Origin of the sequence: Rhizobium sp. 57MFTsu3.2, assembly GCF_012932765.1 — a bacterium.
Lineage (GTDB): Bacteria > Pseudomonadota > Alphaproteobacteria > Rhizobiales > Rhizobiaceae > Rhizobium > Rhizobium altiplani.
In genome coordinates this window covers 203,188-228,997 of sequence record NZ_JDWI01000001.1, presented here as the reverse complement: position 1 = coordinate 228,997, position 25,810 = coordinate 203,188, and the positions used below count along the sequence as shown (strand labels likewise).

The following is a 25,810-nucleotide window of genomic DNA, read 5'->3' as shown; positions in this document are numbered from 1 at the left end:
ATAGGAGCTTGGCCCTTTCAATACAAGCGAGTCGGGTAGCCAACTCCCTGACAAAGGAGGTGGGCGTGCTCGAAAAACGGATTTTTGTTTTCCCGCCCTGCCTTCGTCATTTCCGGACGCCATAACCCCAATCAAAGCCCGACCAAACTCCACGGAGAGAATGTATGGATTATGTGAACTCTATAATTCTAGGCATAATAGAGGGAATTACCGAGTTTCTGCCGATTTCGAGCACCGGCCACCTTATCATCGCTGAGCAATGGCTCGGCCACCGGTCGGACATGTTCAACATCGTCATTCAGGCGGGCGCGATTCTCGCCGTCACCATTATTTACTGGCGTCGCCTCCTGGATCTCGTCCTGGGCTGGCGTGATCCGCGCAATCGCACTTACGCGGCCAAGCTGATCGTCGCGTTTCTCATCACGGCGATCCTCGGACTGGTCGTCAAGAAGCTCGGCTTCCAACTGCCGGAGAATGCGACGCCGATTGCCTGGGCGCTGATCATCGGCGGTATCTGGATGATCTTTGCCGAATGGGCCGCCGCTCGTCGACCGCCTCACAAGGAGATTACCTGGCTCGTCGCCATCTTGGTCGGTATTGCCCAGGTGGTGGCCGGCGTCTTCCCGGGAACGTCGCGCTCCGGCGCCACGATTTTCGTTGCCATGCTGGCCGGCACCGGCAATCGCGCCGCCGCGACCGAATTCGCCTTCCTGGTTGGCATCCCGACCATGTATGCCGCAAGCGGCTACGAACTGCTGAAGACGTTCAAGGATGGCGGGGCTGCAAACGAGGATTGGACGAGCCTCGGCATCGCTTTCATCGTCTCGACGATTGTTGCGTTTATCGCCGTGAAATGGCTGCTGTCCTACATCAGGAGCAACCGGTTTACGGTGTTTGCAATCTACCGCATCATTCTCGGCGCTATCCTGCTCGGCATGGCGGCATTAGGCATGATCGCCTGAGACGCACTTGATCGACGCATCCGAGTCCTTGTGGCGCGGATGCGGATCAGTTCCACTACCGAAAGCAAGGCAAGAAAAAAACCGGCGTGAAGAGCGCCGGTTTTTTATTATCGGCTGATCGAGCCGGTCTCGCAGGGATCGACACCGTAGGCCGGCGAGCACTCACCCTTCACCGCTGCAACCGATCCGGGCGCAATGAAGGAGCCTGCCAGAATAACCAGCGCCGCACACGCAAACAGGAGCGCGATTGACCTACCCATCGAAGAAAGCCTTTCAAAAGTCGTTAGTGCGCCGTCAAGGCGCTGAGTCCATTGGGAAACGCGCGGGGTGTGTAGTCAGTGGAATGACAAATAGCAATAAATGTTCCTGCTAAATTTGGTGTTAATTCCGCTAATTTTTACGTGCGACTTTTATGCAACGAGTGCCGGTCTGCTACAGGGAAAAAAGCGTTCACAACTTCTGCGATTCTGAAAAAACCTTCCACGAGAAACGCCGCCCGTGAAGGTCGCGAGCGGCGTGTTGCTTTGGGAAGGTCGCAGCTCTCAGGCCGCCTTGCCCGATCCGGTGTACTGCCCGTGCGGGCGGTACTGCACGAGGTAAGAGCCGATGACCGAGTTCACCAGCGTCGGTGTGACGCCGATACCCTTCAGTGTCCGGCCTTCGGTTTCTGCTTCCTTCGAAACGACATTGTCCTTCTTCAGCAGACGCACCTGGTCGGCGGTGATCGGCGGTGTGACGAACGGAATAAGCGAGGCGATGCTGCCGATGAGCGAGGCAATGCCAAAGGGAAGCGAAACCAGACGATTCTTGCGCCAGGTTGTCTTGAGCATGACCTCGAGACATTCGCGGAAGGTCAGCACCTCGGGGCCACCAAGCTCGTAAACCTGGCCTGCGGTCACCTTGCCCTCGATTGCCTTTGCCACGGCCTCGGCCACGTCGACGACATAGACCGGCTGGAACTTCGTCTTGCCGCCGCCGACCAGCGGCAGCGCCGGCGCGATGCGCGCCATGTCGGCGAACTTGTTGAAGAAGCTGTCCTCGGGACCGAAGACGACGGACGGGCGGTAGATGATGGCATCCGGCTTGATCGCGTGGATCGCTGCCTCTGCGCGGCCCTTGGTGCGGGCGTAGGCTGAATCGGAGTGCGCGTTTGCGCCGATTGCTGAGATGTGGATCAGCTTGGCGCCGACGCCGCGAGCGGCTTCAGCGACAGCACGTGCGCCAAACTCCTGAACCGCCTCGAAGGAGTTGCGGCCGGCTTCGTGCAGAATGCCGACGCAGTTCACGACAAAGTCGGCTCCGTCGACGGCACGGTCGATGGAGTTGCGGTAGCGAAGGTTTGCCTGAACGAAGGAGATCTGGCCGACATTGCCGAGCGGCTGCAGGAAGCCGGCGAGATCCGGGCGGCGAACGGCGACGCGGATGCGATAGCCGCGCTTTGCGAGTTCACGGACGACGTGCCTGCCGATGAAGCCGGACCCTCCGAACACGGTAACGAGTGGCGGCAGGTTGGCAAGGGTCATGACAGGCTCCTCGAAAGGCTCGGTTGTGTGGTCGATCTGGTTTCGTCTTAGACCAATCGCGACCCGACGAAAAGGGTCATCGCGCCGCAGATCTCACGGCTGAGAACTCGTCTTAGATGCCTTCGACGACGACCATTTCGGCGTCGGCGATTTCCTGGCGGATTTTCGCAGCGATCTGGTATTCCGGCGAATTATAGCAATCGACAGCGTGCTGCATCGAGGGAAACTCGATCACAACATTGCGTGCGCGGGACTTGCCCTCGAGCTCGGTGATCGCGCCGCCCCGGGCGAGGAAGTTGGCGCCATACTTATCGAAGGCTAGCTTTCCTGCTGCGACGTAGTCCTTGTAGCGCTCGACATCACGAACATCGACGCGTGCGATCCAATATGCCTTTGCCATTTCAGGTCCTCCCTGTTTGTCAGACTATTAAAGGGCCGCCGACATTTCGGCGAGGATTGCACGAGCCGCTTCGCGGGGATCGGCTGCCTTCACGATCGGGCGGGCAACGACCAGATGGCTGGAGCCGGCCTTCAGTGCGTCAGCCGGCGTCATCACGCGCTTCTGGTCGCCCTTGTCGGCGCCGGCAGGGCGAATGCCCGGCGTGACCAGCGCCATATCGGGGCCGATGATCTTGCGCACGGCCGCCGATTCCTCTGCGGAGCACACGATGCCGCCCATACCGGCGAGGTGGGCCTGTTCGGCGCGGCGCAAAACCAGCGTATGCGGATCGTATTCGTAGCCGGCCGCGACCAGGTCCTGCTCGTCCATCGACGTCAGTACGGTCACGCCGAGCAGGCAGAGGTCGGAGCCCTTGGCGGCCTCGACGGCGGCCTTCATCGCCTTCGGATAGGCATGCAGCGTCAGCATCGACATGCCCATCTTGACGATGTTCTCGACACCCGATGCAACCGTGTTGTCGATGTCGAGCAGCTTCATGTCGAGGAAGATCTTCTTGCCGCTCTTGGCAAGATCGCGCGCAAATTCCAGGCCGCCGGCAAAAGCCAGCTGATATCCGATCTTGTAGAAGACGACGTCGTCGCCGAGCGTATGGACGATCCTTTCGGCCTCGCCAAGTGTTGGAACATCCAGCCCGACGATCAGGCGTTCGCGTACGTCCATCTCACATCCATCCCTGCCATTCTTCGATAGGCGTCCAGTCGCACGACGGGCGTCGATCCGCAAGGCTGAAACAGTAGAGATTGCCACCGCCTCCCGGTTGATCGCCATCACGCCGGATCGGGCGGCCCTCAAGGTGGCACTTGAGCAGCGTGCCCACGCCTCCATGGCCGACGAATGCGATGGGAAGGGCGGGATTGTGCGACGCGAGGATATCTGTGACGGCGGAAACGATACGCCGCTGGGCGTCGATCGCGCGCTCCCAGCCTTTGAAGCTCGCCTCGGGATGTGCAAAGAACCAATCTGCGGCCTTCTCGAACTCGGGGGGCGGCATGAAACCGGTCGCCGAGCGGTCGTTCTCATGCATGTCGTGGACAATCTCGACGGTCACCTCCGCTGCGGCTGCAAGGATCTCGGCAGTCTCGATCGCCTTTGTCTCGTCGCTGGAAACGATGCGGCGCAGCTGCTTTGCCCAGCGGCGTTCGGCGGCCTTGTGGGCGCGTGCGGCGCCGATCTCCGACAGCCCCCATTTCGGCACGGGAACCGCTGCGTCGATCCTCACCTGCGGATGGGTGACGTAGAGGCCGAACACCGGGTCAGCCGCGTCGGTAGATCCAGAGCTGTGCCGGCGGAATGTTGCGGACGATAAAGTCGAAGTGCTGGATATGGTAGCGATCCGGCCGCGCGATGATCGGCGACACCGGGCCGTAGGAGATCTGGACAACGGGGCGGCCTGCCGGCAAGCGGTCGAGCAGGCTTTCGAGCAGCGCGATGCGCGCCTGCATCGGGAAATTCAAAAGCGGGACGGCGGATACAACGGAATCGAACGTCTGATCCTTCATCGATCCGAGCGTCTTGTCGAGATTGAACGCATCGCCGTTGATGAAGTTCACGCCCGGATAGAGCCGGACCAGGTGCTCGTAGAAATCCGTCGAATATTCGACGGCGACCAGCTTCTCGGGTTTCACGCCGCGACCAAGAATGGCCTTGGTGATTGCGCCGGTACCCGGGCCGAGCTCAAGGACCGGCAGTCCCGAATGCGGGTTGATGACGCTTGCCATCTTGCGGGCCGTTATGGAGGAGGTGGGAACAATCGAACCGACAGTCTTCGGCCCCTGCATCATTCCTTTGAAGAAGCGGATTTCTTCATCGAATTTTTTGCCCAGCCGTTCCTTTAGGCGCAACGCCATGCCCGTCCTCCTAGATATGCAACAAAACAGCCCGCTCTCTAATTGCAGTCAGTTCCGCCGAAAAACAAGGCCTGACGTCGCAATTGGCAAAGTTTGCACCGTAGATGCGACGCGCGGCTAGACGCGCATCGGCATCAGCACATAAAGGGCATCGTCGCCAGCCGTGTCGCGAATGAGCGTCGGCGAGCCGGCGTCGGCGAGCAGGAAGATCGCTTCATCGCCGGAAAGCTGCGCGGTGATATCAAGCAGGTATTTGGCGTTGAAGCCGATTTCCATCGAGTCGGTGTCGTAGCCGACCGCGACTTCTTCGGTTGCGCTGCCGGAATCCGGATTGTTGACGGTGAGCAGCAATTGGCCGTCGGAGAGGGCGAGCTTGACGGCGCGACCGCGCTCAGAGGAGATCGTCGACACGCGGTCGACGGCCTGAGCGAACGTCGTGCAATCGACGCGCATTTCCTTGTCGTTGTTGGTCGGGATGACGCGCTGGTAGTCCGGGAACGTGCCGTCGATGAGCTTCGAGGTCATGACGATCGAGCCGATGCTGAGGCGGATCTTGGCGTCCGAGACTTCCACGGTCACCATCGCATCAGGCACATCGACGAGCTTCTGCAGTTCGCCGACGGTCTTGCGCGGGATGATGATGCCGGGCATGCCCTCCGAGCCGGATGGTGCATCCACGTCGGCGCGGGCGAGGCGGTGGCCATCGGTTGCGACGGCACGCAGCTTCAGGTCGCCTTTGCTCTCGATGGTGTGGAAGAAGATACCGTTCAGATAGTAGCGGGTTTCCTCGGTCGAGATCGCGAACTGGGTGCGATCGATCAGCATCTTGAGATCGGTCGCCTTCAGTTTGAAGGTATGGCTGAAGGTGCCGGCGGTGAGGTCAGGGAAGTCCGACTCCGGCAGGCACTGCAACGAGAACTTGGAACGACCGGACTGGACGGTCATCGAGCCGCCGTCGGTGCTGGTCGCCAGCAGAACTTCGGAGCCATCAGGCAGCTTGCGCACAATGTCGTAAAGAAGATGGGCGGGGACCGTAGTGGCGCCGGCCTGTTCGACATTCGCAGGCGTCGCTTCGGTCACTTCGAGATCGAGGTCGGTCGCCTTCATGTCCAGATTCTGGCCATCGGCGCGCAGCAGGATGTTGGACAGAATCGGGATCGTGTTCCGGCGTTCGACCACGCGATGCACGTGGTTCAGCGACTTCAAAAGGTTGGACCGCTCAATTGTAATACGCATGGGATGCTACCGCTTTCGACCGTTACTGCTTGAGCGCGCATGTTGCGCGCCGCAAGGAATGCCTTTGCCCAAAAGGGACCATAGAGTGGATAGGCAAAATGGCAGGATTTTGAGACCGATTGCAAGAGGCGCGAATGGCCGCGCCAGTGCATTTGCCGTTTTCCGGTGCAATGCACACAGAAATTGCTGCGGCCTTGCCGAACGGCGGGGTCTCGCCCATAAAAGCGGAAACCAGAGGAGAGTATCGATACCTTGAGCAATGACGATGTGATGGCCGATGGCGGCAGGCAACGCAGCTTCCGCCTGCACAATATGTCCGTTCCGGCACGACCGTTGGAGCCGGCGCTTTACCTCGTTGCGACGCCGATCGGCAATCTCGGCGACATCACGCTGCGTGCGTTGGAAACGCTTGCCGGCGCCGATGTGCTGGCCTGCGAAGACACGCGCGTCACCCGCGTCTTGCTCGACCGTTTTGGCATTCAGAACCGCCCCTATGCCTATCACGAACACAATGCCGACGAGGCTGGTCCGCGGCTCCTGCAGGCGCTGGAGGCCGGCAAGTCAGTCGCTCTCGTCTCGGACGCCGGAACGCCCCTGGTCTCCGATCCCGGCTATCGCCTCGCACAGAGCGCCATCGAGGCCGGCTATCGCGTCGTGCCAATCCCCGGTGCCTCGGCACCGCTTGCGGCTCTCGTGGGTTCCGGCCTGCCGAATGATGCATTCTTGTTCGCCGGTTTTCTGCCGACCAAGGACAAGGCCCGTCGCGATCGGCTGGCGGAGTTAGAGGCAGCCCCCGCGACGCTGATGTTCTTTGAATCGCCGCATCGCATTGCTGCGACCCTTGCCGCCGCCGCCGATGTGCTCGGTGCAGACCGGTCGGCTTGCGTCTGTCGCGAACTGACCAAGGCCTTCGAAGAGTTTCGCCGTGGTACCCTAGGGACGCTGGCTGCCCACTACGCCGATGTCGACAACGTCAAAGGCGAGATCGTGCTGGTCATAGGTCCTCCTCCCGAACGGGTGGTCGAAGCTGCCGATGTCGATGCGATCTTGGCCTATCTGGCAAGAACCCTGCCGACCTCCAAAGCGGCAGCCGAGGCATCGAAGCTGACTGGCGTCTCCAAGAAGGAACTCTACCAGCGGCTTCTCGACATGAAGGGCGGCGATGGGCGATAGGGCTGCTGCTGCCGACCGCCGCAGGGCGCTCGGCCGGGGCCAGGTCTCCGAGTATCTCGCTGCTCTTTATCGTATGCTGAAGGGCTATCGCATCGTCGCGCTGCGCTATCGCACCAAGCTCCGGGAAATAGACATCATTGCACGTAAGCGCAACCTGGCGATTTTTGTTGAAGTGAAGGCGCGGCGCGAGGAGATGAGCGCGATCGACGCCGTGTCTCCTACAGCGCAAAACCGCATCAGAGCGGCCAGCGATCTGTGGCTACAGCGACAACGCGATTATGCTTTGCTTTCGCGGCGTTACGACATCGTGGCCATCCTGCCCGGCCGCCTGCCGCGAACTTTCCGAATGCCTTCTGACGTCATTGCAATCGCGTGCAAAAGAATCCGGCTGTAACAGTCCTGTCATGAAACCATCAAGGAGGCGTCATGGAAGGCCTCTATTGCACTCCTCACCCCAACAATTGGTGGAGAGGGATTAGCCATGTTCAAGAAAATTTCTATGGCCGCCATGGCGGTCAGCTTTTCGGCGTCGTCGTCCTTTGCTGCGACCAACATCACCTGGTGGCACGGCATGGGCGGCCGCAACGGCGAAGTCATCAATGAGGTTGCACAGAAGTTCAACGCTGCGCAGTCCGCCTGCGCCCTGACCCCGGTCAGCAAGGGCACATATGAAGAAGCACTTGCCGCCGGCATCGCGGCCTTCCGTTCGGGCGAACAGCCGAACATTCTGCAGGTCTTCGACGCAGGTGCAGCAACCATCATCAACGCCAAGGGAGCTGTCGTTCCGGCCGAAGACCTGATCAAGGACGCCGGCTACAAGTTCGACCGCAATGCCTTCATTCCCGGCGTTCGCTATTTCTACGCCGCCGCTGACGGCAAGTTCGTCGGCATGCCCTTCAACTCTTCCGCACCGATTATGTACATCAATCCGGAAGCGCTGAAGAAGGCTGGCGTCGAAGCTCCGAAGACCTGGGAAGAGTTCGAAGCAATTGCTCCGAAGCTCAAGGAGGCCGGCTATATCCCGCTCGTCCAGTCGCAGTTGACCTGGGAATTCACCGAGAACTTCTTCTCGCGCAACAACATCCAGTTCGCCACCAACAACAACGGCTACGACAGCGTTGTCGACACCAAGCTCAAGGTCACCGATCCGAACCTCATCATGATGTTCGACAAGCTGAAGGCCTGGTCCGACGAAGGCTACTTCAAGTACTACGGCGCCGGCTGGAACGACAACCAGAAGCCCTTCGAAGAAGGCAAGGTCGCTCTCTGGATTGGTTCCTCGGGCTCCTTCGGCGGCCTGAAGAAGACGGCAACGATGCCCTTCTCGGCAACCTTCCTGCCGTATTGGGGTGCGATCAAGGGCGCCGGCACCCACAGCTTCATCGGCGGCGCGGCGCTCTTCGCAATGTCCGGCAAGTCGGCTGAGGAGAACAAGTGCGTTGCCGACTTCTTCCAGTTCCTGACCTCGCCTGAGATCCAGAAGTTCTACCACCAGGCAACCGGTTACGTCGCCATCACCGAGGCAGCCTACGAGCTCGCCAAGAAGGAAGGCTACTACGACAAGGAGCCGGTTGCCGAAGTCGGTATCAAGCAGCTGAAGCTGGATGATGGCGAATGGTCGAAGGGCTACCGCCTCGGCTTCTACCCGCAGATCCGCGAAATAATGGAACGCGAATACGGCCGCATCTTCTCGGGCGAAACCTCCGTCAAGGACGCTTTCGACACCATCGAGAAGGAAGGCAACCAGCTCCTCGAGCGTTTTGCCAAGACTGCCGGCTGATCTAGCCCATTGCTGAAAGACAACGGTTCCGGGGGCGTTGGCCGTCTCCGGAACCGCTTTGCAAAAAGGTCTCGCCATGAAGCGCGTGCAGTTTTCGTCGCCAACGCTGCCTTATCTCTTCCTGCTGCCGCAGATGGCGGTGATTTTCATTTTCTTCTATTGGCCGTCCGTTCAGGCGGTGAAGTCCTCGTTCTTCCTTGAGGATCCCTTCGGCTTCGGCTCCACCTTCGTGGGCTTCGACAATTACAAGGGCATCCTCGAAAGCGCGGAGTACCGCTCGATTGCCGGCTTTACGGCGATCTTCACGGCGCTTGTCACGTTTTTCTCGCTGTCGCTTGGCCTCCTGCTGGCGGTCAAGGCGGACGCTGTCATTCGCGGCAGCTCGGCATACAAGACCGTGCTAATTTCGGTCTATGCGATCGCCCCGCCGGTCGCCGGCCTGATCGGCATGATGTTCTTCGACCAGCACATAGGCCCCTTCGTGCGTTTCGCCGCCTTGTTCGGCTGGGACATGAAGATCGGCCTGAACTACTTCGACACGGCCTTTGCGATGGTGGTCGTCTCCGTTTGGAAGCAGGTCCCGTATAATTTCATCTTCTTTCTCTCTGGCCTTCAGGGCATTCCCGTTTCCGTTCGCGAGGCTGCGGCGCTCGACTGCCGCTCGGGCTTCCGCCGCTTCTGGACCGTCATCCTGCCGCTCCTGGCGCCGACTGCCTTCTTCCTCTTCGTCATCAACGTCACCTATTCGCTGTTCGATACCTTCGGTATCGTCGACGTGATCGTGAAGGACAAGGCCGCCAACAATCCGATCACCCTTGTCTACAAGGTCTACATGGACGGCTTCCGTGGCAACGACCTCGGCGGCTCCTCGGCCCAGTCGGTAATCCTGATGATTGTCGTCTTCGTGCTCACGGTCTTCCAGTTCCGCTTCCTTGAGCGGCGCGTTCACTACAATTGAGGGGGCGCAATGTATCGTCTCAAGATAACCGATCACATTATCCTGCTCCTGGGCGTCTTCGTCATGATGGCGCCCGTCGTTGTCGCCTTCTTCACCTCGACGCACGAGGCGGCCGAAATTCACCGCAACGGTTTGACGCTCAGGTGGGGGAACCATTTCGTCGAGACCTACAATGCGGTCCTGAACCGCGAAGGTGGTTTCACCGGACAGGTGACCGGCATGCGGATGCTGATGAACTCGCTGATCCTCGGTATCGGCTTTGCCGTCGGAAAGATCGTGCTGTCGATGCTCGCCGCCTATGCGATCGTCTATTTCCGCTTTCGACTTGGAACGCTGTTTTTCTGGATGATCTTCACGACCTTGCTGCTGCCGCTCGAGGTCCGCATCCTTCCTTCCTACGAGGTGATGCACCAACTGCACCTCATCAACACCTATACCGGCCTGATCGTGCCGCTACTCGCCTCGGCAACCGGCACCTTCTTTTTCCGGCAGTTCTTCAAATCGATCCCGGACGAGCTGCTCGAGGCGGCGCGCATCGACGGCGCCGGCCCGATCAAGTTCTTCTTCGACGTCATCGTGCCGCTCTCGAAGACGATGGTGGCAGCCATCTTCATCATCATGTTCGTCTATGGCTGGAACCAGTATCTCTGGCCAATGCTGATGACCAATGACGAGAGCTTCTACACGCTGGTACGCGGCATCAAGCAGATCCTGCTGGTCTGGGTCGGCGCTCAGATCCCCGATTACAACGAAGCCTTTGCGATCGCGATCCTCGCGATGCTACCGCCTGTCATCATCGTCGTGGTGTTCCAGCGCTGGTTCATCAAGGGCCTCACCGAAAGCGACAAGTAAAGGAAACGCCGATGGCCGCCATCGAAATCAATCAGGTCTCCAAGATCTATACCGGGGACGTGCATGCGGTGAAATCCGTGAGCATCGACATCAAGGACGGCGAGTTCATCGTCCTCGTCGGCCCCTCCGGCTGCGGAAAATCCACTCTGCTTCGTATGGTCGCGGGACTGGAGGAGATCTCCAAGGGTGACGTGAAGATCGGCAATCGCGTCGTCAACAAGATCGATCCGGCCGAGCGCGACATTGCCATGGTCTTCCAGAACTACGCGCTTTATCCGCATATGTCGGTCTATGAAAACCTTGCTTACGGCCTGCGCAATCGCAAGACGCCGAAGGCCGAGATCGACGCCCGCGTCGCGGAAGCCGCGCGCATGCTGCAACTCGAAGCATACCTCGAGCGCAAGCCGCGCGCCTTGTCCGGCGGCCAGCGTCAGCGCGTTGCCATGGGCCGCGCGATCGTGCGCAAGCCGGCGGCCTTCCTGTTCGACGAGCCCTTGTCCAACCTCGACGCCAAGCTGCGCGTCTCGATGCGCGGCGAGATCAAGCGCCTGCAACGCCGGCTCGGCACCACCTCGATCTACGTTACCCACGACCAGCTGGAAGCCATGACGCTGGCCGATCGCCTGGTGGTTCTGAACGGCGGCGAGATCGAGCAGATCGGCGCGCCGCTCGAGGTCTACCACACCCCGGCCTCGACCTTCGTCGCGAGCTTTATCGGCTCGCCGGCCATGAACCTGCTCAAGGGCGAACTGCATGGCGACAAGCTCGCATTGGGGCCAAGCATGATCGACCTTGCGGGGCTTGCTCCTACATCGGGGCCGGTCACCGTCGGCATTCGCGCCGAGGACCTCCGCCTTGCCGGTCCCGGCGAACATGCCATGACCGTTGCGGTAGACTATGTGGAAGAGCTTGGTTCCCAGCGTCTCGTGCATGGAAATCTGGGCGACCAATCATTGACGGCAGTCCTGTCCCCTGAGACAGAGCTGAAGTCGGAGTTGCGCCTGGTGGTGGCTACCGAGAAGCTGCATTTCTTCAATCAGGAAACGGGGAAGCGCATCGGCGATACCGTGTCTCCGCAGGTCGTCCAGATGAAAACGGAAATCGCCTGACGCCTTGGGCTGATCATTCAAATTGTACCGACCGCCTGTACGGTGCCTTTACGACTCTCTGCTATCCCGACAAGAACTGGATAGCAGCGGGGGTTGCTCATGGGTATTCATGTGATGCTGGCGAGCGTGGTCGCGATGGCCGCACGAGTGGTGCCCTTTCCGAGTCTTCCGCAACCGGCAGCAAAGACCTTCGTGGCGAAGTCCGGGGATAACTTCGTCATGCACGCGACGCCCATCAACCCGGACTGGATCATCAGCGGCGAGCCGCAGGCCCGCACCGGCGAGCATTCGCGCAGCAATGATGATGCGGCATATACGGCGATCTGGGATTGCACAGCCGGCGAATTCCGCTGGCACTTCTACTGGGACGAAACGGTGATGATCCTTGAAGGCGGCGTCCATATTGTTGCCGAGGATGGCACGGAGCGGACGCTGGAGGCTGGCGACGTTGCGTTCTTCGCGGCGGGCACCTGGGCCTGCTGGCGCGTCGACAATTATGTGCGCAAGGTCGCATTCCTGAGAAAGCCGTTTCCGAAGCCGGTCGCGCTTGTCTACCGGCTTCGCAGCCTGTTGCGCGGCGAGGCGCCGAAGAGCGGCATCGCGGCCTGAGGAATTCGCCCGCTCGTCGCCCCGGACGCCATTGATTGGCGTTGCTTTCAAGGCATCTGCAGCCTACATCTGTCCGGCATCAGCTAAGGGACGGAAATGGCCAAGATCAAGAATGTAGCGGTCCAGATGGACCATGTTGCCGGCATCAATATTGCAGGCGATTCCACCTTTGCGATGAGCCTGGAAGCCCAGACCCGTGGCTACAAGCTCTTCCATTACACGCCTGAGCGCCTGAGCTTCAGGGATGGCAATCTGTACGCCACCGTGGAGCCGATGGTGCTGCGCGACGTCAAGGGCGATCACTTCGAGCTGGGGGCGCCGGAACGCGTGGATCTGTCGACGATGGATGTGATCCTGCTGCGCCAGGACCCGCCGTTCGACATGGCCTATATCACCTCGACGCACCTGTTGGAGCGAATCCACCCGAAGACGCTCGTCGTCAACGACCCGGCGTGGGTCCGGAATTCGCCCGAGAAGATTTTCGTCACCGAATTTGCAGATCTGATGCCGAAGACGCTGATCACCAAGGACGCGGCCGAAATTCGCCGGTTCAGGGACGAGATGGGCGACATCATCCTGAAGCCGCTCTACGGCAATGGCGGCGCCGGCGTTTTCCATTCGACCAGGGACGACCGCAACCTGTCGTCGCTGCTCGAAATGTTCGGTCAGCTGTTCCGCGAGCCCTTCATCGCGCAGCAATATCTCCCGGATGTCCGCAAGGGCGACAAGCGCATCCTGCTCGTCGACGGCGAGCCGGTCGGCGCCATCAATCGCGTCCCCGCCGAGCACGACAGCCGTTCCAACATGCATGTCGGCGGCCGCGCCGAGGCGACTGACCTGACGGCCCGCGAAATCGAAATCTGCAAGCGTATCGGCCCTGCGCTCAAGGAACGCGGTTTCCTCTTTGTCGGCATCGATGTCATCGGCGACTACATGACGGAGATCAACGTCACGTCGCCGACGGGCATTCGGGAGGTCCGCAAATTTGGCGGCGCCGACATCTCAGCCCTTCTTTGGGACGCGATTGAGCGCAAGCGCGCCTAGCGCTTGGGTTCGCCGCCTCATGCGCGGTGAGGAGAGCTCTTCCGCAAAATTATAATGAGTTTGTGAGCGCCCGGATTGGCATCGATCCGGGCGTTTCCTTACTTTGTTCTGCTAGTGCAACCAACCACAACTTGACTACAGCGCAGGCTTGAATTCGTTCTTTTATTGTTCTTGTTCCATTCTGTTTTCTATGAAAGATTGCAATTGTCGACAATGATACGTCGTTAAACTGTAGTGTAGTGGGTTGCGGCACAGGGGATTGGGGCATGGTCGCACGCGTCAGCACGGTTGCATTTCAGGGCATTGAGGGTGTTCCGGTCGAAGTTCAGGTCATGGTCGCGCCCGGGCGGGTCGTGACCCAGATCGTTGGGGTTCCGGACAAGGCCGTTGCCGAAAGTCGAGAGCGCGTTCACGCGGCATTGCACGCCTCCGGCCTGGCTCTGCCAGCCAAGAAGATTACCGTCAATCTGGCACCGGCCGACTTGCCGAAAGGGGGCTCCCACTTCGATCTGCCGATTGCCCTCGGCTTGATGGCCGCTCTCGGCGCGATCCCCGCGGACGAGCTCTCCGGCTACGTGGTTATCGGCGAGCTCAATCTCGACGGCACGATCGCTCCCGTTGCCGGGGGGCACTGCCGGCGGCCATTGGCGCCAACGCGATCGGCAAGGGCTTGATCTGTCCGGCCGAGAGCGGTGCGGAGGCAGCCTGGGCCGGTCCCGATATCGACATCCTCGCGCCGCGCAGCCTCATCGCGCTTGCCAATCACTTTTGTGGCACCCAGGTTCCGCCCGTCCGGAACCGGGGATCCGCGCGAATATGGCGAACCTGCCTGATCTAGCCGATATCAAAGGGCAGGAGAGTGCCAAGTGGGCGCTCGAGGTGGCTGCGGCTGGTGGCCACAATCTGCTGATGGTCGGTCCTCCCAGCTCGGGAAAATCGATGCTCGCCGCTCGGCTGCCCTCGATTTTGCCATCGCTTTCGGCTGCCGAACTGCTCGAATCTCGATGATCCATTCGGTGGCCGGACAATTGTCCGGCGGAAAGCTTTCGGATCGACGCCCCTTCCGGACCCCCATCATTCGGCAACATGGCGGCACTGGTCGGAGGTGGTCTTCGAGCGAAGCCCGGCGAGGCGTCGCTTGCCCGCCATGGCGTATTGTTTCTCGATGAGTTCCCGGAGTTTTCGCCGCAGGCGCTGGATGCCCTTCGCCAACCTCTGGAAACGGGCGAGTGCATCATCGCACGCGCCAATCATCGCGTGGCTTACCCCGCCAGCATCCAGCTGGTTGCGGCCATGAATCCGTGCCGCTGCGGCATGGCCGGCGCGCCCGCGGCCCGCGCTGCATGACGGATTATCAAGCGCGCATATCAGGTCCGCTGATGGATCGTATCGACATCCGCATCGATGTGCTCGCCGTTTCCGCTGTCGATCTCATCCGGCCGATGCCGGCTGAAAGGAGCGCGGATGTCGCCTGCCGCGTCGGCCGTGACCGCGATATCCAGCGTAGCCGTTTTGAGGCGGCCGGGCTTGGAGGCGTCGGCACCAACGCTCGCTGCTCAACCGCCATGATCGAGAAATTACGCCGCGCCCGAACCTGCCGGCCTGCAATTGCTCCGCGACGCGGCCGAGAAAATGAGGTTTTCGGCGCGGGGCTACCATCGTGTGCTGAAGGTGGCGCGCACTCTCGCGGGTCTCGACGGTAACGAGACGGTGGCCCGCATTCACTCGCCGAGGCAATTTCCTATCGCATCGCCGGTGAGCGGCCAAGCACGGCTGCCTGAACAGAAAGGGGCGCCGAGGCGCCCCAGATGCTGCAGAAAAGGCGTTGCCTAGCTTCCAAGGCCATCGAACAGCGCGGTCGAGAGATAGCGCTCGGCAAAGGACGGAATGATCACAACTATATTCTTCCCAGCATTCTCGTCTCGTTGGCCGACTTGGATAGCAGCGGCCAGTGCTGCGCCGGAGGAGATGCCAACGGGCACACCTTCGAGCCTGGCGACTTCGCGGGCAAGTTCCAGCGCCTCGGGGCCGCTTACCGTAACGATCTCGTCGTAGATATGGGTGTCGAGGATTGCCGGCGCGAAGCCTGCGCCGATGCCCTGGATCTTGTGCGGTCCCGGCTGGCCGCCGGAAAGGACCGGAGATTCTGTCGGCTCGACGGCGACCACCTTGATGCCGGGCTTCTTCGACTTCAGCACCTGACCGGCGCCCGTAATGGTACCGCCTGTGCCGATGCCGGAAACCAGGATGTCGACCGTACCGTCGGTATCATTCCAGATCTCCTCGGCCGTCGTGCGGCGGTGGATTTCCGGGTTGGCCGGGTTTTCGAATTGCTGCGGGATAATTGCATCCGGGAGCGTCGCAGCCAGTTCCTCAGCCTTGGCGATCGCACCCTTCATGCCCTTCGGACCTTCCGTCAGCACGAGCTCGGCGCCAAGCAGCGCCAGCATCTTGCGGCGCTCGACGGACATGGTTTCCGGCATGGTCAGGATCAGCTTGTATCCCTTCGCCGCAGCGGCGAAAGCCAGCGCAATCCCGGTATTGCCCGATGTCGGCTCGATGAGGGTCGTCTTGCCGGGCGAAATCTTGCCCTGCGATTCCAGAGACTCGATCATCGCGACGCCGATGCGGTCCTTTACGGACGCGATCGGATTGAAGAACTCAAGTTTGGCCAGCAGGTTCGCCTTTACGCCTTTCGCCTTGGCGAGCTTGTCGAGCCGCACGATCGGTGTATCGCCAATAGTTTCGGTGATCGAGGAATAGATGCGGCCGCGGCCAGGTTTCTTCGACATTAGGCTCTCCCTGGGTGAAATGTGCGGAGAGAATAGGGTCAAAGGCGCATGGAAACCAGTCTGGCTTCACCCGCTTGAGGCCATCCTTTGAGAAAAAAACCTTTAAGAACCGAACTTTGCCGGTTGAATTTTTCACGCCGTACGGGTGGCGATAAAGGCTGCCGTACCGGCCAGAATGCCTGCCGCTGTCTTGTTCAGCGCCTGCAGCGCGCGGGGCTGCTTGAGCATGATGCGCGCCCGCGACGCCAGCAGCATATAGGGCACCAGAACCACGAGCAGGACGACGAAGGTGGTTGCCAGGAGGGTGCAGTATTCGCGAGGTCCGACGCTGTTGATATTAATCAGCGTCGGCACCAGGGCGACGTAGAAAAGCATGGTCTTGGGGTTGCCGAGCGTGACCAGCAGTCCGGACAGGAAGCTCATGCCGGCACTGCTTGCCTTCTTGGCCGCGATGTCCTGGGGCAGCAGCCCGGCGGTCCATAGCTTGTAGGCGATGTAGCAGAGATAGAGCGCACCGGCGACCTTGATGACGATGAAGACCTCGGTGAAGGTCTGTGCCACGAAGGCGAGCCCGAGGATGACGGCAGTCAGATAGGTCATGTCGCCCAGCACGAGGCCGAGGCCCATGAAAAACGTCTCGCGAAAATTCGAACCGAGCGCGCGCGCGACGATCGCCGTGATGCCCGGTCCCGGAATTGCCGCCGCGATGAACAGCGCCGCAGCATAAGCTAAAAGGGCGGTGAATGACATGATGTGGACTCCTGCTTCAGCCGCCTTCTACGCCTGCGGCTCGCTCCATTCAAGGAGCGTCGTTCTGTCATCATGCTGCGGTCGCTTGTCGCTATTGACGCTGCCTGTCGCGGTTCTAGTTCCAAGGCGGTGATTATGGCTGGTGGAGCCTGCATCCCCCACCGCGCCGACACCTGCCACCCGCCGCTCGCCAAAGGAGACACTGATGAGCCCCACTGCCGCCGAAAAGCGCAAACTCGCCCCGCTCGCCACCCCCACCGACCTGAAAAGCAATGCCATTCAGGATATTTCGGCCGCCCTGGCGGCGCTGCTGGCGGATGTCTTTGCGCTCTACATGAAGACCAAGAATTTCCACTGGCACATGTCGGGGCCGCATTTTCGCGACTATCACCTGATGCTCGACGAGCAGGCCGAGCAGATCTTCGCCACCACCGATGCGATCGCCGAGCGCGCCCGCAAAATCGGCGGCACGACACTGCGCTCGATCGGCCATATCGGCCGCCTGCAACGCATCAACGACAACGATGCAGACTACGTCACGCCTGAGGACATGCTGGCGGAACTGCGTGATGACAACAAGCAGCTGGTCTCGCTGTTGCGCGAGACGCACGATGTCTGCTCAGAGCATAATGATTTCGCGACGACAAGCCTGCTGGAGGTCTGGATCGACGAGGCTGAGCGCCGCACCTGGTTCCTGTTCGAAACGACCCGGCAGCAGAAGTAGCCGGTCCTTTAAACCTGAAAGGCTCTAAATCATCAGCCCGCCCGCGTACGCAACAGCTGCGCGGGCGTCCAACCAAGGTTCATTCCGGCCGCAGCGACCAGAATGACGGCAGCGCCGACGAGCTGCAGCGGCTGCAAGGCGTGTCCGAAGGCCAAACGGTCCACCAGGATCGCCGCAATCGGATAGATGAATGACAGCGCTCCGATCAGATGGATCGGCAGCTTCTGGATCGCGCCATAAAGCAGCACATACATCAGACCGGTATGCACGACACCCAGGGTAATCAGGATCGACCATGACTGGCCATTTGTGGGCAGCTCAGAAAAATTCACCGTCGGCAGCAACATCAGCACACCGGTCACCACCTGGATCAGCGCGATAAGATGCGGCGGCGTTCCTTTGAGCCATTTTGCCGCGATCGCCGCGAGAGCGTAGAAAAAGGCGGCACCGAGCGCCAGCAGGATACCGAGGCCATATCCCTCATGGCCACCCGCCGCGGCCGGCTTGGCCTCGACGATGGCCGCCATGCCGGCAAAGGCCAGCGTCAGCCAAAACAGCTTTGCGGCGGTGATCTTTTCGCCGAGGAACAGGGCGCCCAGCGCAAGCAGCATGAAAGGCTGCGTGTTGTAGACGGTCGTCGCGATCGAAATCGATGCGTGGCCGTAGGATGCAAAGAGCAGCAACCAGTTGAGCACGATGGCCACGCCGCCGAGGACAGCGATGCCTGCCGATTTCAGGCTGATGACGCCCGGTCGCAGCAGCCCCATTGCCGCGCATACGACAAGCAGGCTGATCGCGCCAAAGAGGCAGCGCCAGAACACCACGCCGCTCACCGGCTGGCCGGACATCACCACGAACCAACCGATTGTCCCCGATATCAGCATTGCGGCGGTCATTTGGGTCGTGCCGGCGCGGATTTCGCTCTGCATCACATCTCTCCATCTCGATGGATGAAGACTATTGCGGCAGTGCGCTGCATTATATAGTTTGCATTAGGTTGGTTGCGGATCTTTCCTGTCATTGTGAGGGATAATGTCTGTTTTGCCTAATGATAATGTGATCGACGATGTCGACCAGAAGATCCTGGAGGCGTTGGCGGAGAACGCCCGCATCTCGTTGAAGGAACTGGCCCAGGCTGCCGGGCTGTCCTCGCCCAGTGCCGCTGAACGCCTCCGCCGCCTGGAAGAGCGCGGGATCATCGCCGCCTTCACGATCGACATCGACCCGGCCGCGCTTGGATATCCGCTGCAGGCGATCGTGCGCGTTCGGCCGCTGCCCGGGCAATTGCATGTCGTTCAGCGGATCATCCAGGAGACGCCTCAGTTCGTGGAATGCGACAAGGTGACGGGAGATGACTGTTTCATTGCCCGGCTCGTCGTCCGCTCGATGCCGCAGCTCGACACGATCCTCGACAAGGTTGCGGAGAAGGCCGAAACAAGCACCTCGATGGTCAAGGCATCGCCGGTCAAGCGGCGTCTGCCTCCGCTTTCGCGCGAGCGGTAGCTCAGAAGTCGGCCATCGGCGAGAGCATGGCTGGTCGATCGAAGGCGATGGTGCCGGGCGCTCGGATCATCAGACGCGTGTGGCTCTCAAGAGGCTTCGCCTGTCCACTCCAGTCAAGCTTTTCCGGGCAAAACAGCACATCGACGATCTCAGCCTCGACGTCGAGTGCACCAATGATCGTCGCGAGCGACGGGATACTGCCGCCGACGACGTCGAGCAGCATGACATGTCGCGGCGCGTCCATCTTCCATGCAACTGCGACCCGTTCCCGTTCCAGCCAGCTGATCCTGACGCCAGGATCGAGCTGGGTGTTGATCAGAAACATCGCGGCGCTCTCGCAAACGGCGAGCACGTCCGAGACCGGCTGACGCGTCTTCAAGGCGGCGCTTAACATCTTCAGGTCTGCCGTTTCTCGCGGATTGAGACGCCGGGCCGACCTCTGTGCTTTCGGTACCGTCGGTGCCTTGCCGGAATAAGCGTGCAGCGGCAGCACGCGAAAGCCGTAAGGTCCATAGAGCGCCGGCTTGTCGGTGTAGAGCACGATGGCTTCGAAACCCTTCTCCTCGCACCAGGCGAGCGCCTTTTGGGTCAGGTCGCGATACAAGCCGCGCCCACGCCAAGGCGGGCGAACCGCACCGGACTGGAAGGCGGCAGCATTCAGCGGTCGACCGTTGATAACAAGCGGCATTGCAAAGGCCGAAAGATTGGCGGCAAGCAGGCCATCGCCGTCAAACCAGCCGAAGGGCATGCTGCTCGGGTCCGGCCCGCCCATTTGCTGCAACGGTCCGATATCGATAGCGAATGTGTCCTTCAGGAGATCGACCAGTGCCTGCCAGGCCTTGAGGTCGCCGAAATAGTCTCGGCGGAAGGTCAGGCCGGAATGATCGATACCCTTGGAGGTCATACGCCGGTCGAGCCGAAGCCACCAGCGCCGCGCGCCGTGGCACTCGCCTCGGAGATTTCGCAGATATGGGCCTGGATTGCCGGCGCAATCACCATCTGCGCGATGCGCATGCCCCTTGTGATCTCAAACGGCTCTTCGCCGAGATTGATCAACAGGACTTTTACCTCGCCGCGATAGTCGCTGTCGATCGTTCCCGGCGTATTGAGGCAGGTGAGGCCGTGCTTGAAGGCAAGGCCGGAGCGCGGGCGTACCTGGCCCTCGAATCCTTCCGGAATTTCGAAGACGAAGCCCGTCGGCACCAGCGCACGCTTGCCAGGCTGTAGAATGGTCGGCGCGTCGGCATCAACGGCGGCGCGCAGGTCCATGCCGGCCGCCCCCTTGCTTTCGTAAGTGGGCAGATCGAGGCCCTGGCCATTGGCGAGGCGGATGATGTTGAGTGTCGGGCGCGTATCGGTATGGATTGTCATGGGGCATTAGTTTGCGCCCGATGCGCCAAGGTCAATTGCAATGACGGGCTTTAATCGCTAGATACGCCGCAATTCCACAGGATTCACATCATGGCCGAAAGTCTCGCCGAGGCGGTCTCCCGCCGCCGCACATTCGCTATTATCGCGCACCCGGACGCGGGTAAGACCACGCTCACCGAAAAACTGCTGCTGTTCGGCGGCGCCATCCAGCTTGCCGGCGAAGTCAAGGCAAAGAAGGATCGCATGCAGACGCGCTCCGACTGGATGAAGATCGAGCGTGAGCGCGGCATTTCCGTCGTCACCTCGGTCATGACGTTCGAGTACAAGGACAATGTCTTCAACATTCTCGATACGCCCGGCCACGAAGACTTCGCCGACGACACCTATCGCACGCTGACGGCCGTCGATGCCGCGGTCATGGTGATAGACGCCGCCAAAGGTATCGAGCCGCGGACGCTGAAGCTGTTCGAAGTCTGCCGCATGCGCGACATTCCGATCATCACCTTCATCAACAAGATGGACCGCGAAAGCCGCGACCCGTTCGAAATCCTGGATGAAGTCGAGGAAAAGCTGGCGCTCGATTGCGCGCCGGTGACGTGGCCGATCGGACGGTCGAAGACCTTCTGCGGCTCCTATCACCTCGCAACGAACGAGGTGCGCGGTGCCGACACGCAGGAGATCATGACGAAGGTCACCGATCCAGAGATGGTTGCCCATCGCTTGCCGGAAAACGAGCGCGACGCGTTCGTCGAGGAGACGACGCTGGCGATCGAGGCCTGCAAACCCTTCGACAAGAAGGCCTTCCTCGAAGGCCATCTGACGCCGGTTTTCTTTGGTTCGGCGCTGCGCAATTTCGGCGTTCGCGACCTCATTGACGCGCTCGGCGAGTTTGCGCCGCCGCCGCGCGACCAGGTGGCCGATATCCGCACCGTGCAGGCGACCGACAACAAGATGACCGCCTTCGTCTTCAAGATCCAGGCCAACATGGACCCGAACCATCGCGACCGCATCGCCTTTGCCCGCATCTGCTCCGGCAAGCTCGAGCGCGGCATGAAGGCTCGCCTGTCGCGTACCGGCAAACAGCTCGGTCTCACCGCGCCGCAGTTCTTCTTCGCCTCGCAGCGCCAGCTGGCCGATACGGCCTACGCCGGCGACGTCGTCGGCATTCCCAACCACGGCACGCTGCGCATCGGCGATACGCTGACGGAAGGAGAGTCGCTGGTGTTCCAGGGCGTGCCGAACTTCTCGCCGGAAATCCTGCGCCGCGTACGTCTGGAAGACGCCATGAAGGCGAAGAAGCTCAAGGAAGCGCTGCAACAGATGGCTGAAGAAGGCGTCGTCCAGCTGTTTTCGCCGGAAGATGGTTCGCCGGCTATCGTTGGCGTTGTCGGCGCCCTGCAGCTCGATGTTCTGAAGGAGCGCCTGATGGCCGAATATGGCCTGCCGGTTTCCTTTGAAATGTCGCGCTTTTCCGTCTGCCGCTGGATTTCGGCCGATCAGCCGGCGGAGCTCGAAAAGTTCATCACCGCGCGTCGCGGCGATATCGCGCGGGATCTGGATCATGATCCGGTGTTCCTGGCGCAGGACAGCTTCTCGCTGCGTTACGAGGCCGAGCGCTATCCGGCGATCAAGATGGCCGCCCTCAAGGAATATCACGCCGTCAAGGCGGCGTGATATTGGATTGGATGCAACGATCTGCCATGATGCCGTTCCGAAAGGGAGCGGTTCATGGGTTGCGAGAATGAAATCAGGGAAAATGAGGTCGCGGTTGAAGTGCCCCCGGCGACCGACGCTGGCCTAGTGTTCATCGGGCGTATCTCGACGCCCTGGACCTCGCGCATGGAGACACCGCGCCAGGGGCGGCACGACGGTCCGCTCTGCAAAATCGAGATATTCGAGCCTTGGAGACAGGCTCTCAGGGGCGTGGAAGCCTTCGAGCGGCTGGAAATACTTTATTGGCTGGATCGGGCGCGGCGCGATCTTGTTCTGCAAAGCCCCGCCAATAGCGGAAAAGTCCATGGCACGTTTTCGCTTCGCTCGCCGGTGCGGCCAAATCCGATCGGTACCTCGATCGTCAAGCTGGAAGGGGTCGAAGACGGCGTCTTGCTGGTGCGGGGGATGGATTGCCTGGATGGGACTCCGCTTCTCGATCTGAAGCCCGATCGCACGCTGTTCAAGCCGATCGCGCCGCCGCAGCCTGGCGATTTCCAGACCGGCGACGACGTAGCACATTATTGCAGGAAAGCCTGACGGTCAGTCGACGGCGATCATGACATCAGAGGCCTTGATGACCGCATAGGCGTCGCCGCCTGCGGCAAGCCCGAGTTCATCGACCGCTTCGTTGGTGATTGAGGCCGTGACGATGGAGCCGCCGCCGATATCGATCCGGACGTGCGCCGTGGTCGCACCCTTCTTCACCTCGACGATCTTTCCCTTCAAGCGATTGCGTGCACTGATCTGCATCGACGCCTCCTGTTTTGCGTGCGGAGTGTGGTGGCTGAGGTGTGCTGCTGCAATTTACTCGCCGCGCGGGTAGCGCTGGCTTTCCTCCAGTACGTTCAGATCCATGTGGTTGCGCATGTAACGCTCTGACGCCTTCTGCAGTGGCTGGTAGTCCCAAGGGTAGTACGCCCCATTCCGCAACGCTTCGTAGACCACCCAGCGGCGTGCCTGGCTTTCGCGCACGGCGGCATCGAAATTCTGCAGGTTCCAGCGTTTCTCGGCCAGGGCTGTGAGCTTCGCCAGGACGTCGGCATACCCGGTATCGCCGGCGAGGTTGATCAGCTCTTTCGGGTCCGCCTCCAGATCAAATAGCATCGGCGGGTCCTTGTCGCAGAGCGTCAGCTTGAAGCGGCCATCCCGCAGGCAGACGAGCGGCGCTTCCGACCCTTCCGCGGCATACTCCATGGGCACCGGGCCACGACCGCCAGTGCCTGTTGCAAGTGGCGTCAGGTCCTCGCCATCCGTCCATGGCGCCAGCTTGGCAATGTCGATGCCCGCCAGTGCCGCCAGCGTCGGGGTCACATCAAGCGTCGAGACAGGCTGCCGGATAGAGGCCGGTGTCCAGCCCAGCGCCGCGATCGTCAGAGGCACCCGCGATGAACCGTCGAAAAAGCACATCTTGAACCAGAGGCCGCGGTCGCCAAGCATGTCGCCGTGGTCGGAAACGAACAGAACGATCGTATTGTCCGCCATCCGCCCGCGCTCGAGCACGTCAAGGATCTCGCCGATCTTGTCGTCGATGTAGGAGATACTGGCGAAGTAGCCCTGTCGCGCGCGCCGGATCTGTTCCGGCGTGATGTCGAAGGCATCATAGTCACAGGCTTTCAACAGACGCTGCGAGTGCGGATCCTGCTCGTCGAACGGAATTGTGCCGACCTCAGGATCCAGCGCTGGGGAATTCTCGTAGAGGTCCCAGTACTTGCGGCGCGCGACATAGGGGTCGTGCGGATGCGTGAAGCTCACCGTCAGGCACCAGGGGCGGTCGTCGTGACGGCGCGAGAGGTCGTAGAGCTTGCGGGTCGCGTTGTAGGCGACCTCGTCATCATACTCCATCTGATTGGTGATTTCTGCAACGCCGGCACCCGTCACCGAGCCGAGATTGTGGTACCACCAGTCGATGCGCTCGCCGGGCTTGGTGTAGTCAGGCGTCCAGCCGAAATCGGCGGGATAGATGTCGGTCGTCAGACGTTCCTCGAAGCCATGCAGCTGGTCGGGGCCGACGAAATGCATCTTTCCCGACAGGGCGGTATGATAGCCCGCCGCCCGCAGGTGGTGCGCGAAGGTCGGGATATCGGACGCAAACTCGGCGGCATTGTCATAAACGCGAGTCCGGCTCGGCAACTGCCCGGACATGAAGGATGCCCGTGCCGGGGCGCAAAGCGGACTTGCCGTATAGGTGTTGGCGAAGCGCACCGAACGCGCTGCCAGGGCCTTCAGATGAGGCGCGTGAAGAAAATCAGCCGGTCCGTCTGGAAACAGCGTGCCATTGAACTGATCGACCATCAGAATGAGAATATTCGGGCGCGCCATGCGTATCGTCCTTCAGTTTGCGAGAGCGGGAACTTAGCCGCGTCTGCGGAGGTCTTCTAGTTGGCATCGACTGCTTAGAGTTCGAGAGCCCCTCACGTTTGCCATCTGTTTGATTTATTGATTATCAATATCGCATGACCTGTGAAGTAGGCATTTTTTGACGTCTCCTCTAAGGAATTTTTATGGAAAGCCGTCGTCTCGATCTTGGGTGGATGCGCATCTTCGCGGAAATTGGCAAGACTGGGAGCCTGTCGGCGGCGGCAAGTGTTCTTGGCCTGACTCAGCCGGCCGTGAGCTATCAGATCCGTCGTTTGGAGGAGCAACTCGGCGTCAGCCTGTTGAAGCGGCAGCATCGGGGAGTGGAGTTGACGCCGGAAGGCCAGCGTCTCCTCGATGTCGTGGCAAAGAGTGTCAGCGACATCGATGAACTGGCGCGGCGATTCGCCAACGAAGCAGATCGGCCGATCATCCGGTTGCGCACGGATTATGCGTTTTCCGCGCTATGGCTGATTCCGCGCATGCATGCGTTCCGCGCCCTTTACCCGAACGTCGATATTCAGATTGTCGCGACGCAGCGAGTGCAGGGCGGCCGCTCTGATGACGGCGATGTTGCCGTTGTCTTTGGTACGCGCGCGGAGTTCGAGCGCCAGGCCGTTCTGCTCTTGCCGGAAAGGGTCACGCCCGTCTGTACGCAGGGCTTCCTTGATCGCCATGGCGCTATCGTCACGCCGGCTGACCTTGCCCGCGCACGCCTGATCCATCTCGATGCGCCGGAGCCTTCGCCTTGGTTCGATTGGCGGCGGTACTTCGCGCAACTCGGGGTCAGTCGCAATCCTAACGCGGGGCAGGGCGATCTGAGCTTCAACACATACTCTCTGGTCGTGCAGGCCGCTATCGGTGAGCAGGGCGTTGCCATCGGATGGATGGGCCTCGTCGACCCGCTGCTCGCGTCGGGGATGCTGAGAACCGCAGGCCCGACGCTGGAGGCGACGGACCGGGGTTACTGGCTGTTGCCGCCGCGAACACTCGACGCTCAAAGCGATCTGCTCACGGCATGGCTTATGGCAGAGGCGGGAATCGTCTGA

The 25,810-nt window shown here is 60.7% G+C and carries 31 protein-coding genes and 1 pseudogene; 18 read left to right on the top strand and 14 right to left on the bottom strand.

Translation table 11 applies throughout. The features are described 5' to 3' along the window. The first annotated feature begins 164 nt into the window (after positions 1-164). Positions 165-962, top strand: coding sequence for an undecaprenyl-diphosphate phosphatase (locus tag AF71_RS01120; protein ID WP_018116837.1), 798 nt, complete (start codon positions 165-167; stop codon positions 960-962). A 107-nt stretch (positions 963-1,069) separates the two neighbouring features. Here the strand turns inward: AF71_RS01120 and AF71_RS01115 are convergent, their stop codons facing one another. The 7 genes from AF71_RS01115 to dnaN form a co-directional block, all read right to left on the bottom strand. Beyond that, the gene (locus AF71_RS01115; protein ID WP_007799501.1) at positions 1,070-1,222 is read right to left on the bottom strand and encodes a hypothetical protein; all 153 of its coding nucleotides are present in this window, start codon (positions 1,220-1,222) and stop codon (positions 1,070-1,072) included. Between the two features lie 282 nt (positions 1,223-1,504). Beyond that, on the bottom strand, positions 1,505-2,485 hold the full coding sequence (locus AF71_RS01110) for a complex I NDUFA9 subunit family protein (protein ID WP_169679311.1): 981 nt from the start codon (positions 2,483-2,485) through the stop codon (positions 1,505-1,507). Between the two features lie 112 nt (positions 2,486-2,597). Then, a complete protein-coding gene (locus AF71_RS01105; protein WP_018855186.1) occupies positions 2,598-2,885 on the bottom strand; it encodes a DUF1330 domain-containing protein in 288 nt (95 codons plus the stop codon). Positions 2,886-2,912: 27 nt separating this feature from the next. Next, positions 2,913-3,605, bottom strand: coding sequence for an orotidine-5'-phosphate decarboxylase (gene pyrF / locus AF71_RS01100; protein WP_062371405.1), 693 nt, complete (start codon positions 3,603-3,605; stop codon positions 2,913-2,915). 1 nt (position 3,606) lies between these two features. After that, positions 3,607-4,194, bottom strand: coding sequence for a histidine phosphatase family protein (locus AF71_RS01095; RefSeq protein WP_018855184.1), 588 nt, complete (start codon positions 4,192-4,194; stop codon positions 3,607-3,609). 4 nt (positions 4,195-4,198) lie between these two features. Next, on the bottom strand, positions 4,199-4,792 hold the full coding sequence (gene pmtA / locus AF71_RS01090; RefSeq protein ID WP_018116832.1) for a phospholipid N-methyltransferase PmtA: 594 nt from the start codon (positions 4,790-4,792) through the stop codon (positions 4,199-4,201). Positions 4,793-4,909: 117 nt separating this feature from the next. Next, positions 4,910-6,028 carry a DNA polymerase III subunit beta gene (dnaN, locus tag AF71_RS01085; RefSeq protein ID WP_169679308.1) on the bottom strand — a complete coding sequence of 373 codons (1,119 nt, stop codon included), beginning with the start codon at positions 6,026-6,028 and terminating at the stop codon, positions 4,910-4,912. A 270-nt stretch (positions 6,029-6,298) separates the two neighbouring features. Between dnaN and rsmI the strand changes: the two genes are divergently transcribed. The 12 genes and pseudogenes from rsmI to AF71_RS31440 all read left to right on the top strand — a co-directional run bounded on the left by rsmI (position 6,299) and on the right by AF71_RS31440 (position 15,386). After that, positions 6,299-7,201, top strand: a complete 903-nt coding sequence (gene rsmI, locus AF71_RS01080) for a 16S rRNA (cytidine(1402)-2'-O)-methyltransferase (RefSeq protein WP_018116830.1) — start codon at positions 6,299-6,301, stop codon at positions 7,199-7,201. Then, a complete protein-coding gene (locus AF71_RS01075) occupies positions 7,191-7,595 on the top strand; it encodes a YraN family protein (protein ID WP_169679305.1) in 405 nt (134 codons plus the stop codon). Before rsmI ends, AF71_RS01075 begins: the two co-directional genes overlap by 11 nt. A gap of 87 nt (positions 7,596-7,682) precedes the next feature. Continuing rightward, positions 7,683-8,981: an extracellular solute-binding protein gene (locus AF71_RS01070; RefSeq protein WP_113470533.1), complete on the top strand. Its 1,299-nt coding sequence runs from the start codon at positions 7,683-7,685 to the stop codon at positions 8,979-8,981. A gap of 76 nt (positions 8,982-9,057) precedes the next feature. Beyond that, positions 9,058-9,939 carry an ABC transporter permease subunit gene (locus AF71_RS01065; RefSeq protein ID WP_169679302.1) on the top strand — a complete coding sequence of 294 codons (882 nt, stop codon included), beginning with the start codon at positions 9,058-9,060 and terminating at the stop codon, positions 9,937-9,939. Positions 9,940-9,948: 9 nt separating this feature from the next. Then, the gene (gene ugpE, locus AF71_RS01060) at positions 9,949-10,791 is read left to right on the top strand and encodes a sn-glycerol-3-phosphate ABC transporter permease UgpE (RefSeq protein ID WP_018116826.1); all 843 of its coding nucleotides are present in this window, start codon (positions 9,949-9,951) and stop codon (positions 10,789-10,791) included. 11 nt (positions 10,792-10,802) lie between these two features. Beyond that, positions 10,803-11,900: a sn-glycerol-3-phosphate import ATP-binding protein UgpC gene (locus AF71_RS01055; RefSeq protein ID WP_169679299.1), complete on the top strand. Its 1,098-nt coding sequence runs from the start codon at positions 10,803-10,805 to the stop codon at positions 11,898-11,900. Between the two features lie 99 nt (positions 11,901-11,999). After that, the gene (locus tag AF71_RS01050; protein ID WP_018116824.1) at positions 12,000-12,509 is read left to right on the top strand and encodes a cupin domain-containing protein; all 510 of its coding nucleotides are present in this window, start codon (positions 12,000-12,002) and stop codon (positions 12,507-12,509) included. A gap of 96 nt (positions 12,510-12,605) precedes the next feature. Beyond that, positions 12,606-13,553 carry a glutathione synthase gene (gene gshB, locus AF71_RS01045; protein ID WP_018855176.1) on the top strand — a complete coding sequence of 316 codons (948 nt, stop codon included), beginning with the start codon at positions 12,606-12,608 and terminating at the stop codon, positions 13,551-13,553. 266 nt (positions 13,554-13,819) lie between these two features. Further along, complete coding sequence (locus AF71_RS31455; protein ID WP_246733553.1) at positions 13,820-14,227, top strand: magnesium chelatase domain-containing protein; 408 nt, start codon at positions 13,820-13,822, stop codon at positions 14,225-14,227. 142 nt (positions 14,228-14,369) lie between these two features. Then, positions 14,370-14,900: pseudogene (locus tag AF71_RS31450) on the top strand (ATP-binding protein). Beyond that, positions 14,783-15,256, top strand: coding sequence for an ATP-binding protein (locus tag AF71_RS31445; protein ID WP_348644099.1), 474 nt, complete (start codon positions 14,783-14,785; stop codon positions 15,254-15,256). The pseudogene AF71_RS31450 and the gene AF71_RS31445 overlap by 118 nt, the downstream one beginning before the upstream one ends. Further along, positions 15,186-15,386 carry a hypothetical protein gene (locus tag AF71_RS31440; protein WP_246733552.1) on the top strand — a complete coding sequence of 67 codons (201 nt, stop codon included), beginning with the start codon at positions 15,186-15,188 and terminating at the stop codon, positions 15,384-15,386. Before AF71_RS31445 ends, AF71_RS31440 begins: the two co-directional genes overlap by 71 nt. On the opposite strand, the gene cysK is transcribed toward AF71_RS31440, so the two are convergent. Both cysK and AF71_RS01030 read right to left on the bottom strand, forming a co-directional pair. Continuing rightward, complete coding sequence (gene cysK / locus AF71_RS01035) at positions 15,383-16,345, bottom strand: cysteine synthase A (protein ID WP_018116818.1); 963 nt, start codon at positions 16,343-16,345, stop codon at positions 15,383-15,385. The genes AF71_RS31440 and cysK overlap by 4 nt on opposite strands. 132 nt (positions 16,346-16,477) lie before the next feature. Continuing rightward, on the bottom strand, positions 16,478-17,095 hold the full coding sequence (locus AF71_RS01030) for a LysE family translocator (protein WP_018116817.1): 618 nt from the start codon (positions 17,093-17,095) through the stop codon (positions 16,478-16,480). 205 nt (positions 17,096-17,300) lie between these two features. Here AF71_RS01030 and AF71_RS01025 point away from each other — a divergent pair, with 205 nt between their 5' ends. Continuing rightward, positions 17,301-17,819 carry a DNA starvation/stationary phase protection protein gene (locus tag AF71_RS01025; RefSeq protein ID WP_018855168.1) on the top strand — a complete coding sequence of 173 codons (519 nt, stop codon included), beginning with the start codon at positions 17,301-17,303 and terminating at the stop codon, positions 17,817-17,819. Between the two features lie 32 nt (positions 17,820-17,851). Here the strand turns inward: AF71_RS01025 and AF71_RS01020 are convergent, their stop codons facing one another. Further along, positions 17,852-18,748, bottom strand: coding sequence for a DMT family transporter (locus AF71_RS01020; protein ID WP_169679296.1), 897 nt, complete (start codon positions 18,746-18,748; stop codon positions 17,852-17,854). A gap of 103 nt (positions 18,749-18,851) precedes the next feature. On the opposite strand from AF71_RS01020, the gene AF71_RS01015 reads away from it, so the two are divergent. Further along, positions 18,852-19,322, top strand: a complete 471-nt coding sequence (locus AF71_RS01015) for an Lrp/AsnC family transcriptional regulator (protein WP_192303932.1) — start codon at positions 18,852-18,854, stop codon at positions 19,320-19,322. Position 19,323: 1 nt separating this feature from the next. Here the strand turns inward: AF71_RS01015 and AF71_RS01010 are convergent, their stop codons facing one another. After that, complete coding sequence (locus AF71_RS01010) at positions 19,324-20,226, bottom strand: GNAT family N-acetyltransferase (RefSeq protein ID WP_169679292.1); 903 nt, start codon at positions 20,224-20,226, stop codon at positions 19,324-19,326. Then, entirely contained in the window at positions 20,223-20,693 is a 471-nt protein-coding gene (gene dut, locus AF71_RS01005) for a dUTP diphosphatase (RefSeq protein ID WP_018855164.1), read from the bottom strand. The genes AF71_RS01010 and dut overlap by 4 nt, the downstream gene beginning before the upstream one ends. A 90-nt stretch (positions 20,694-20,783) precedes the next feature. On the opposite strand from dut, the gene AF71_RS01000 reads away from it, so the two are divergent. Further along, the gene (locus AF71_RS01000; protein ID WP_018116811.1) at positions 20,784-22,367 is read left to right on the top strand and encodes a peptide chain release factor 3; all 1,584 of its coding nucleotides are present in this window, start codon (positions 20,784-20,786) and stop codon (positions 22,365-22,367) included. A 54-nt stretch (positions 22,368-22,421) separates the two neighbouring features. Then, positions 22,422-22,943 carry a tRNA (N6-threonylcarbamoyladenosine(37)-N6)-methyltransferase TrmO gene (tsaA, locus tag AF71_RS00995; protein ID WP_169679289.1) on the top strand — a complete coding sequence of 174 codons (522 nt, stop codon included), beginning with the start codon at positions 22,422-22,424 and terminating at the stop codon, positions 22,941-22,943. A gap of 3 nt (positions 22,944-22,946) precedes the next feature. Here the strand turns inward: tsaA and AF71_RS00990 are convergent, their stop codons facing one another. Both AF71_RS00990 and betC read right to left on the bottom strand, forming a co-directional pair. Beyond that, on the bottom strand, positions 22,947-23,156 hold the full coding sequence (locus AF71_RS00990; protein ID WP_018855162.1) for a TOBE domain-containing protein: 210 nt from the start codon (positions 23,154-23,156) through the stop codon (positions 22,947-22,949). Positions 23,157-23,210: 54 nt separating this feature from the next. Continuing rightward, complete coding sequence (betC, locus tag AF71_RS00985; RefSeq protein ID WP_018855161.1) at positions 23,211-24,725, bottom strand: choline-sulfatase; 1,515 nt, start codon at positions 24,723-24,725, stop codon at positions 23,211-23,213. A 182-nt stretch (positions 24,726-24,907) separates the two neighbouring features. On the opposite strand from betC, the gene AF71_RS00980 reads away from it, so the two are divergent. Further along, positions 24,908-25,810, top strand: a complete 903-nt coding sequence (locus AF71_RS00980) for a LysR family transcriptional regulator (protein ID WP_169679287.1) — start codon at positions 24,908-24,910, stop codon at positions 25,808-25,810.

What these genes read in the sequence shown, in the direction of transcription:
- gshB (WP_018855176.1), top strand. Translation starts at nt 12,606, where the DNA reads ATGGCCAAGATCAAGAATGTAGCGGTCCAGATGGACCATGTTGCCGGC.
- pmtA (WP_018116832.1), bottom strand. Translation starts at nt 4,792, where the DNA reads ATGGCGTTGCGCCTAAAGGAACGGCTGGGCAAAAAATTCGATGAAGAA.
- AF71_RS01000 (WP_018116811.1), top strand. Translation starts at nt 20,784, where the DNA reads ATGGCCGAAAGTCTCGCCGAGGCGGTCTCCCGCCGCCGCACATTCGCT.
- AF71_RS01025 (WP_018855168.1), top strand. Translation starts at nt 17,301, where the DNA reads ATGAGCCCCACTGCCGCCGAAAAGCGCAAACTCGCCCCGCTCGCCACC.
- cysK (WP_018116818.1), bottom strand. Translation starts at nt 16,345, where the DNA reads ATGTCGAAGAAACCTGGCCGCGGCCGCATCTATTCCTCGATCACCGAA.
- AF71_RS01050 (WP_018116824.1), top strand. Translation starts at nt 12,000, where the DNA reads ATGGGTATTCATGTGATGCTGGCGAGCGTGGTCGCGATGGCCGCACGA.
- AF71_RS01055 (WP_169679299.1), top strand. Translation starts at nt 10,803, where the DNA reads ATGGCCGCCATCGAAATCAATCAGGTCTCCAAGATCTATACCGGGGAC.
- dut (WP_018855164.1), bottom strand. Translation starts at nt 20,693, where the DNA reads ATGACAATCCATACCGATACGCGCCCGACACTCAACATCATCCGCCTC.
- AF71_RS01105 (WP_018855186.1), bottom strand. Translation starts at nt 2,885, where the DNA reads ATGGCAAAGGCATATTGGATCGCACGCGTCGATGTTCGTGATGTCGAG.
- AF71_RS01065 (WP_169679302.1), top strand. Translation starts at nt 9,058, where the DNA reads ATGAAGCGCGTGCAGTTTTCGTCGCCAACGCTGCCTTATCTCTTCCTG.
- AF71_RS01070 (WP_113470533.1), top strand. Translation starts at nt 7,683, where the DNA reads ATGTTCAAGAAAATTTCTATGGCCGCCATGGCGGTCAGCTTTTCGGCG.
- AF71_RS31440 (WP_246733552.1), top strand. Translation starts at nt 15,186, where the DNA reads ATGAGGTTTTCGGCGCGGGGCTACCATCGTGTGCTGAAGGTGGCGCGC.
- AF71_RS01015 (WP_192303932.1), top strand. Translation starts at nt 18,852, where the DNA reads ATGTCTGTTTTGCCTAATGATAATGTGATCGACGATGTCGACCAGAAG.
- AF71_RS00980 (WP_169679287.1), top strand. Translation starts at nt 24,908, where the DNA reads ATGGAAAGCCGTCGTCTCGATCTTGGGTGGATGCGCATCTTCGCGGAA.
- AF71_RS01030 (WP_018116817.1), bottom strand. Translation starts at nt 17,095, where the DNA reads ATGTCATTCACCGCCCTTTTAGCTTATGCTGCGGCGCTGTTCATCGCG.
- pyrF (WP_062371405.1), bottom strand. Translation starts at nt 3,605, where the DNA reads ATGGACGTACGCGAACGCCTGATCGTCGGGCTGGATGTTCCAACACTT.
- AF71_RS01110 (WP_169679311.1), bottom strand. Translation starts at nt 2,485, where the DNA reads ATGACCCTTGCCAACCTGCCGCCACTCGTTACCGTGTTCGGAGGGTCC.
- rsmI (WP_018116830.1), top strand. Translation starts at nt 6,299, where the DNA reads ATGGCCGATGGCGGCAGGCAACGCAGCTTCCGCCTGCACAATATGTCC.
- ugpE (WP_018116826.1), top strand. Translation starts at nt 9,949, where the DNA reads ATGTATCGTCTCAAGATAACCGATCACATTATCCTGCTCCTGGGCGTC.
- AF71_RS01020 (WP_169679296.1), bottom strand. Translation starts at nt 18,748, where the DNA reads ATGCAGAGCGAAATCCGCGCCGGCACGACCCAAATGACCGCCGCAATG.
- AF71_RS31455 (WP_246733553.1), top strand. Translation starts at nt 13,820, where the DNA reads ATGGTCGCACGCGTCAGCACGGTTGCATTTCAGGGCATTGAGGGTGTT.
- AF71_RS01120 (WP_018116837.1), top strand. Translation starts at nt 165, where the DNA reads ATGGATTATGTGAACTCTATAATTCTAGGCATAATAGAGGGAATTACC.
- betC (WP_018855161.1), bottom strand. Translation starts at nt 24,725, where the DNA reads ATGGCGCGCCCGAATATTCTCATTCTGATGGTCGATCAGTTCAATGGC.
- dnaN (WP_169679308.1), bottom strand. Translation starts at nt 6,028, where the DNA reads ATGCGTATTACAATTGAGCGGTCCAACCTTTTGAAGTCGCTGAACCAC.
- AF71_RS00990 (WP_018855162.1), bottom strand. Translation starts at nt 23,156, where the DNA reads ATGCAGATCAGTGCACGCAATCGCTTGAAGGGAAAGATCGTCGAGGTG.
- AF71_RS01075 (WP_169679305.1), top strand. Translation starts at nt 7,191, where the DNA reads ATGGGCGATAGGGCTGCTGCTGCCGACCGCCGCAGGGCGCTCGGCCGG.
- tsaA (WP_169679289.1), top strand. Translation starts at nt 22,422, where the DNA reads ATGGGTTGCGAGAATGAAATCAGGGAAAATGAGGTCGCGGTTGAAGTG.
- AF71_RS01010 (WP_169679292.1), bottom strand. Translation starts at nt 20,226, where the DNA reads ATGACCTCCAAGGGTATCGATCATTCCGGCCTGACCTTCCGCCGAGAC.
- AF71_RS01115 (WP_007799501.1), bottom strand. Translation starts at nt 1,222, where the DNA reads ATGGGTAGGTCAATCGCGCTCCTGTTTGCGTGTGCGGCGCTGGTTATT.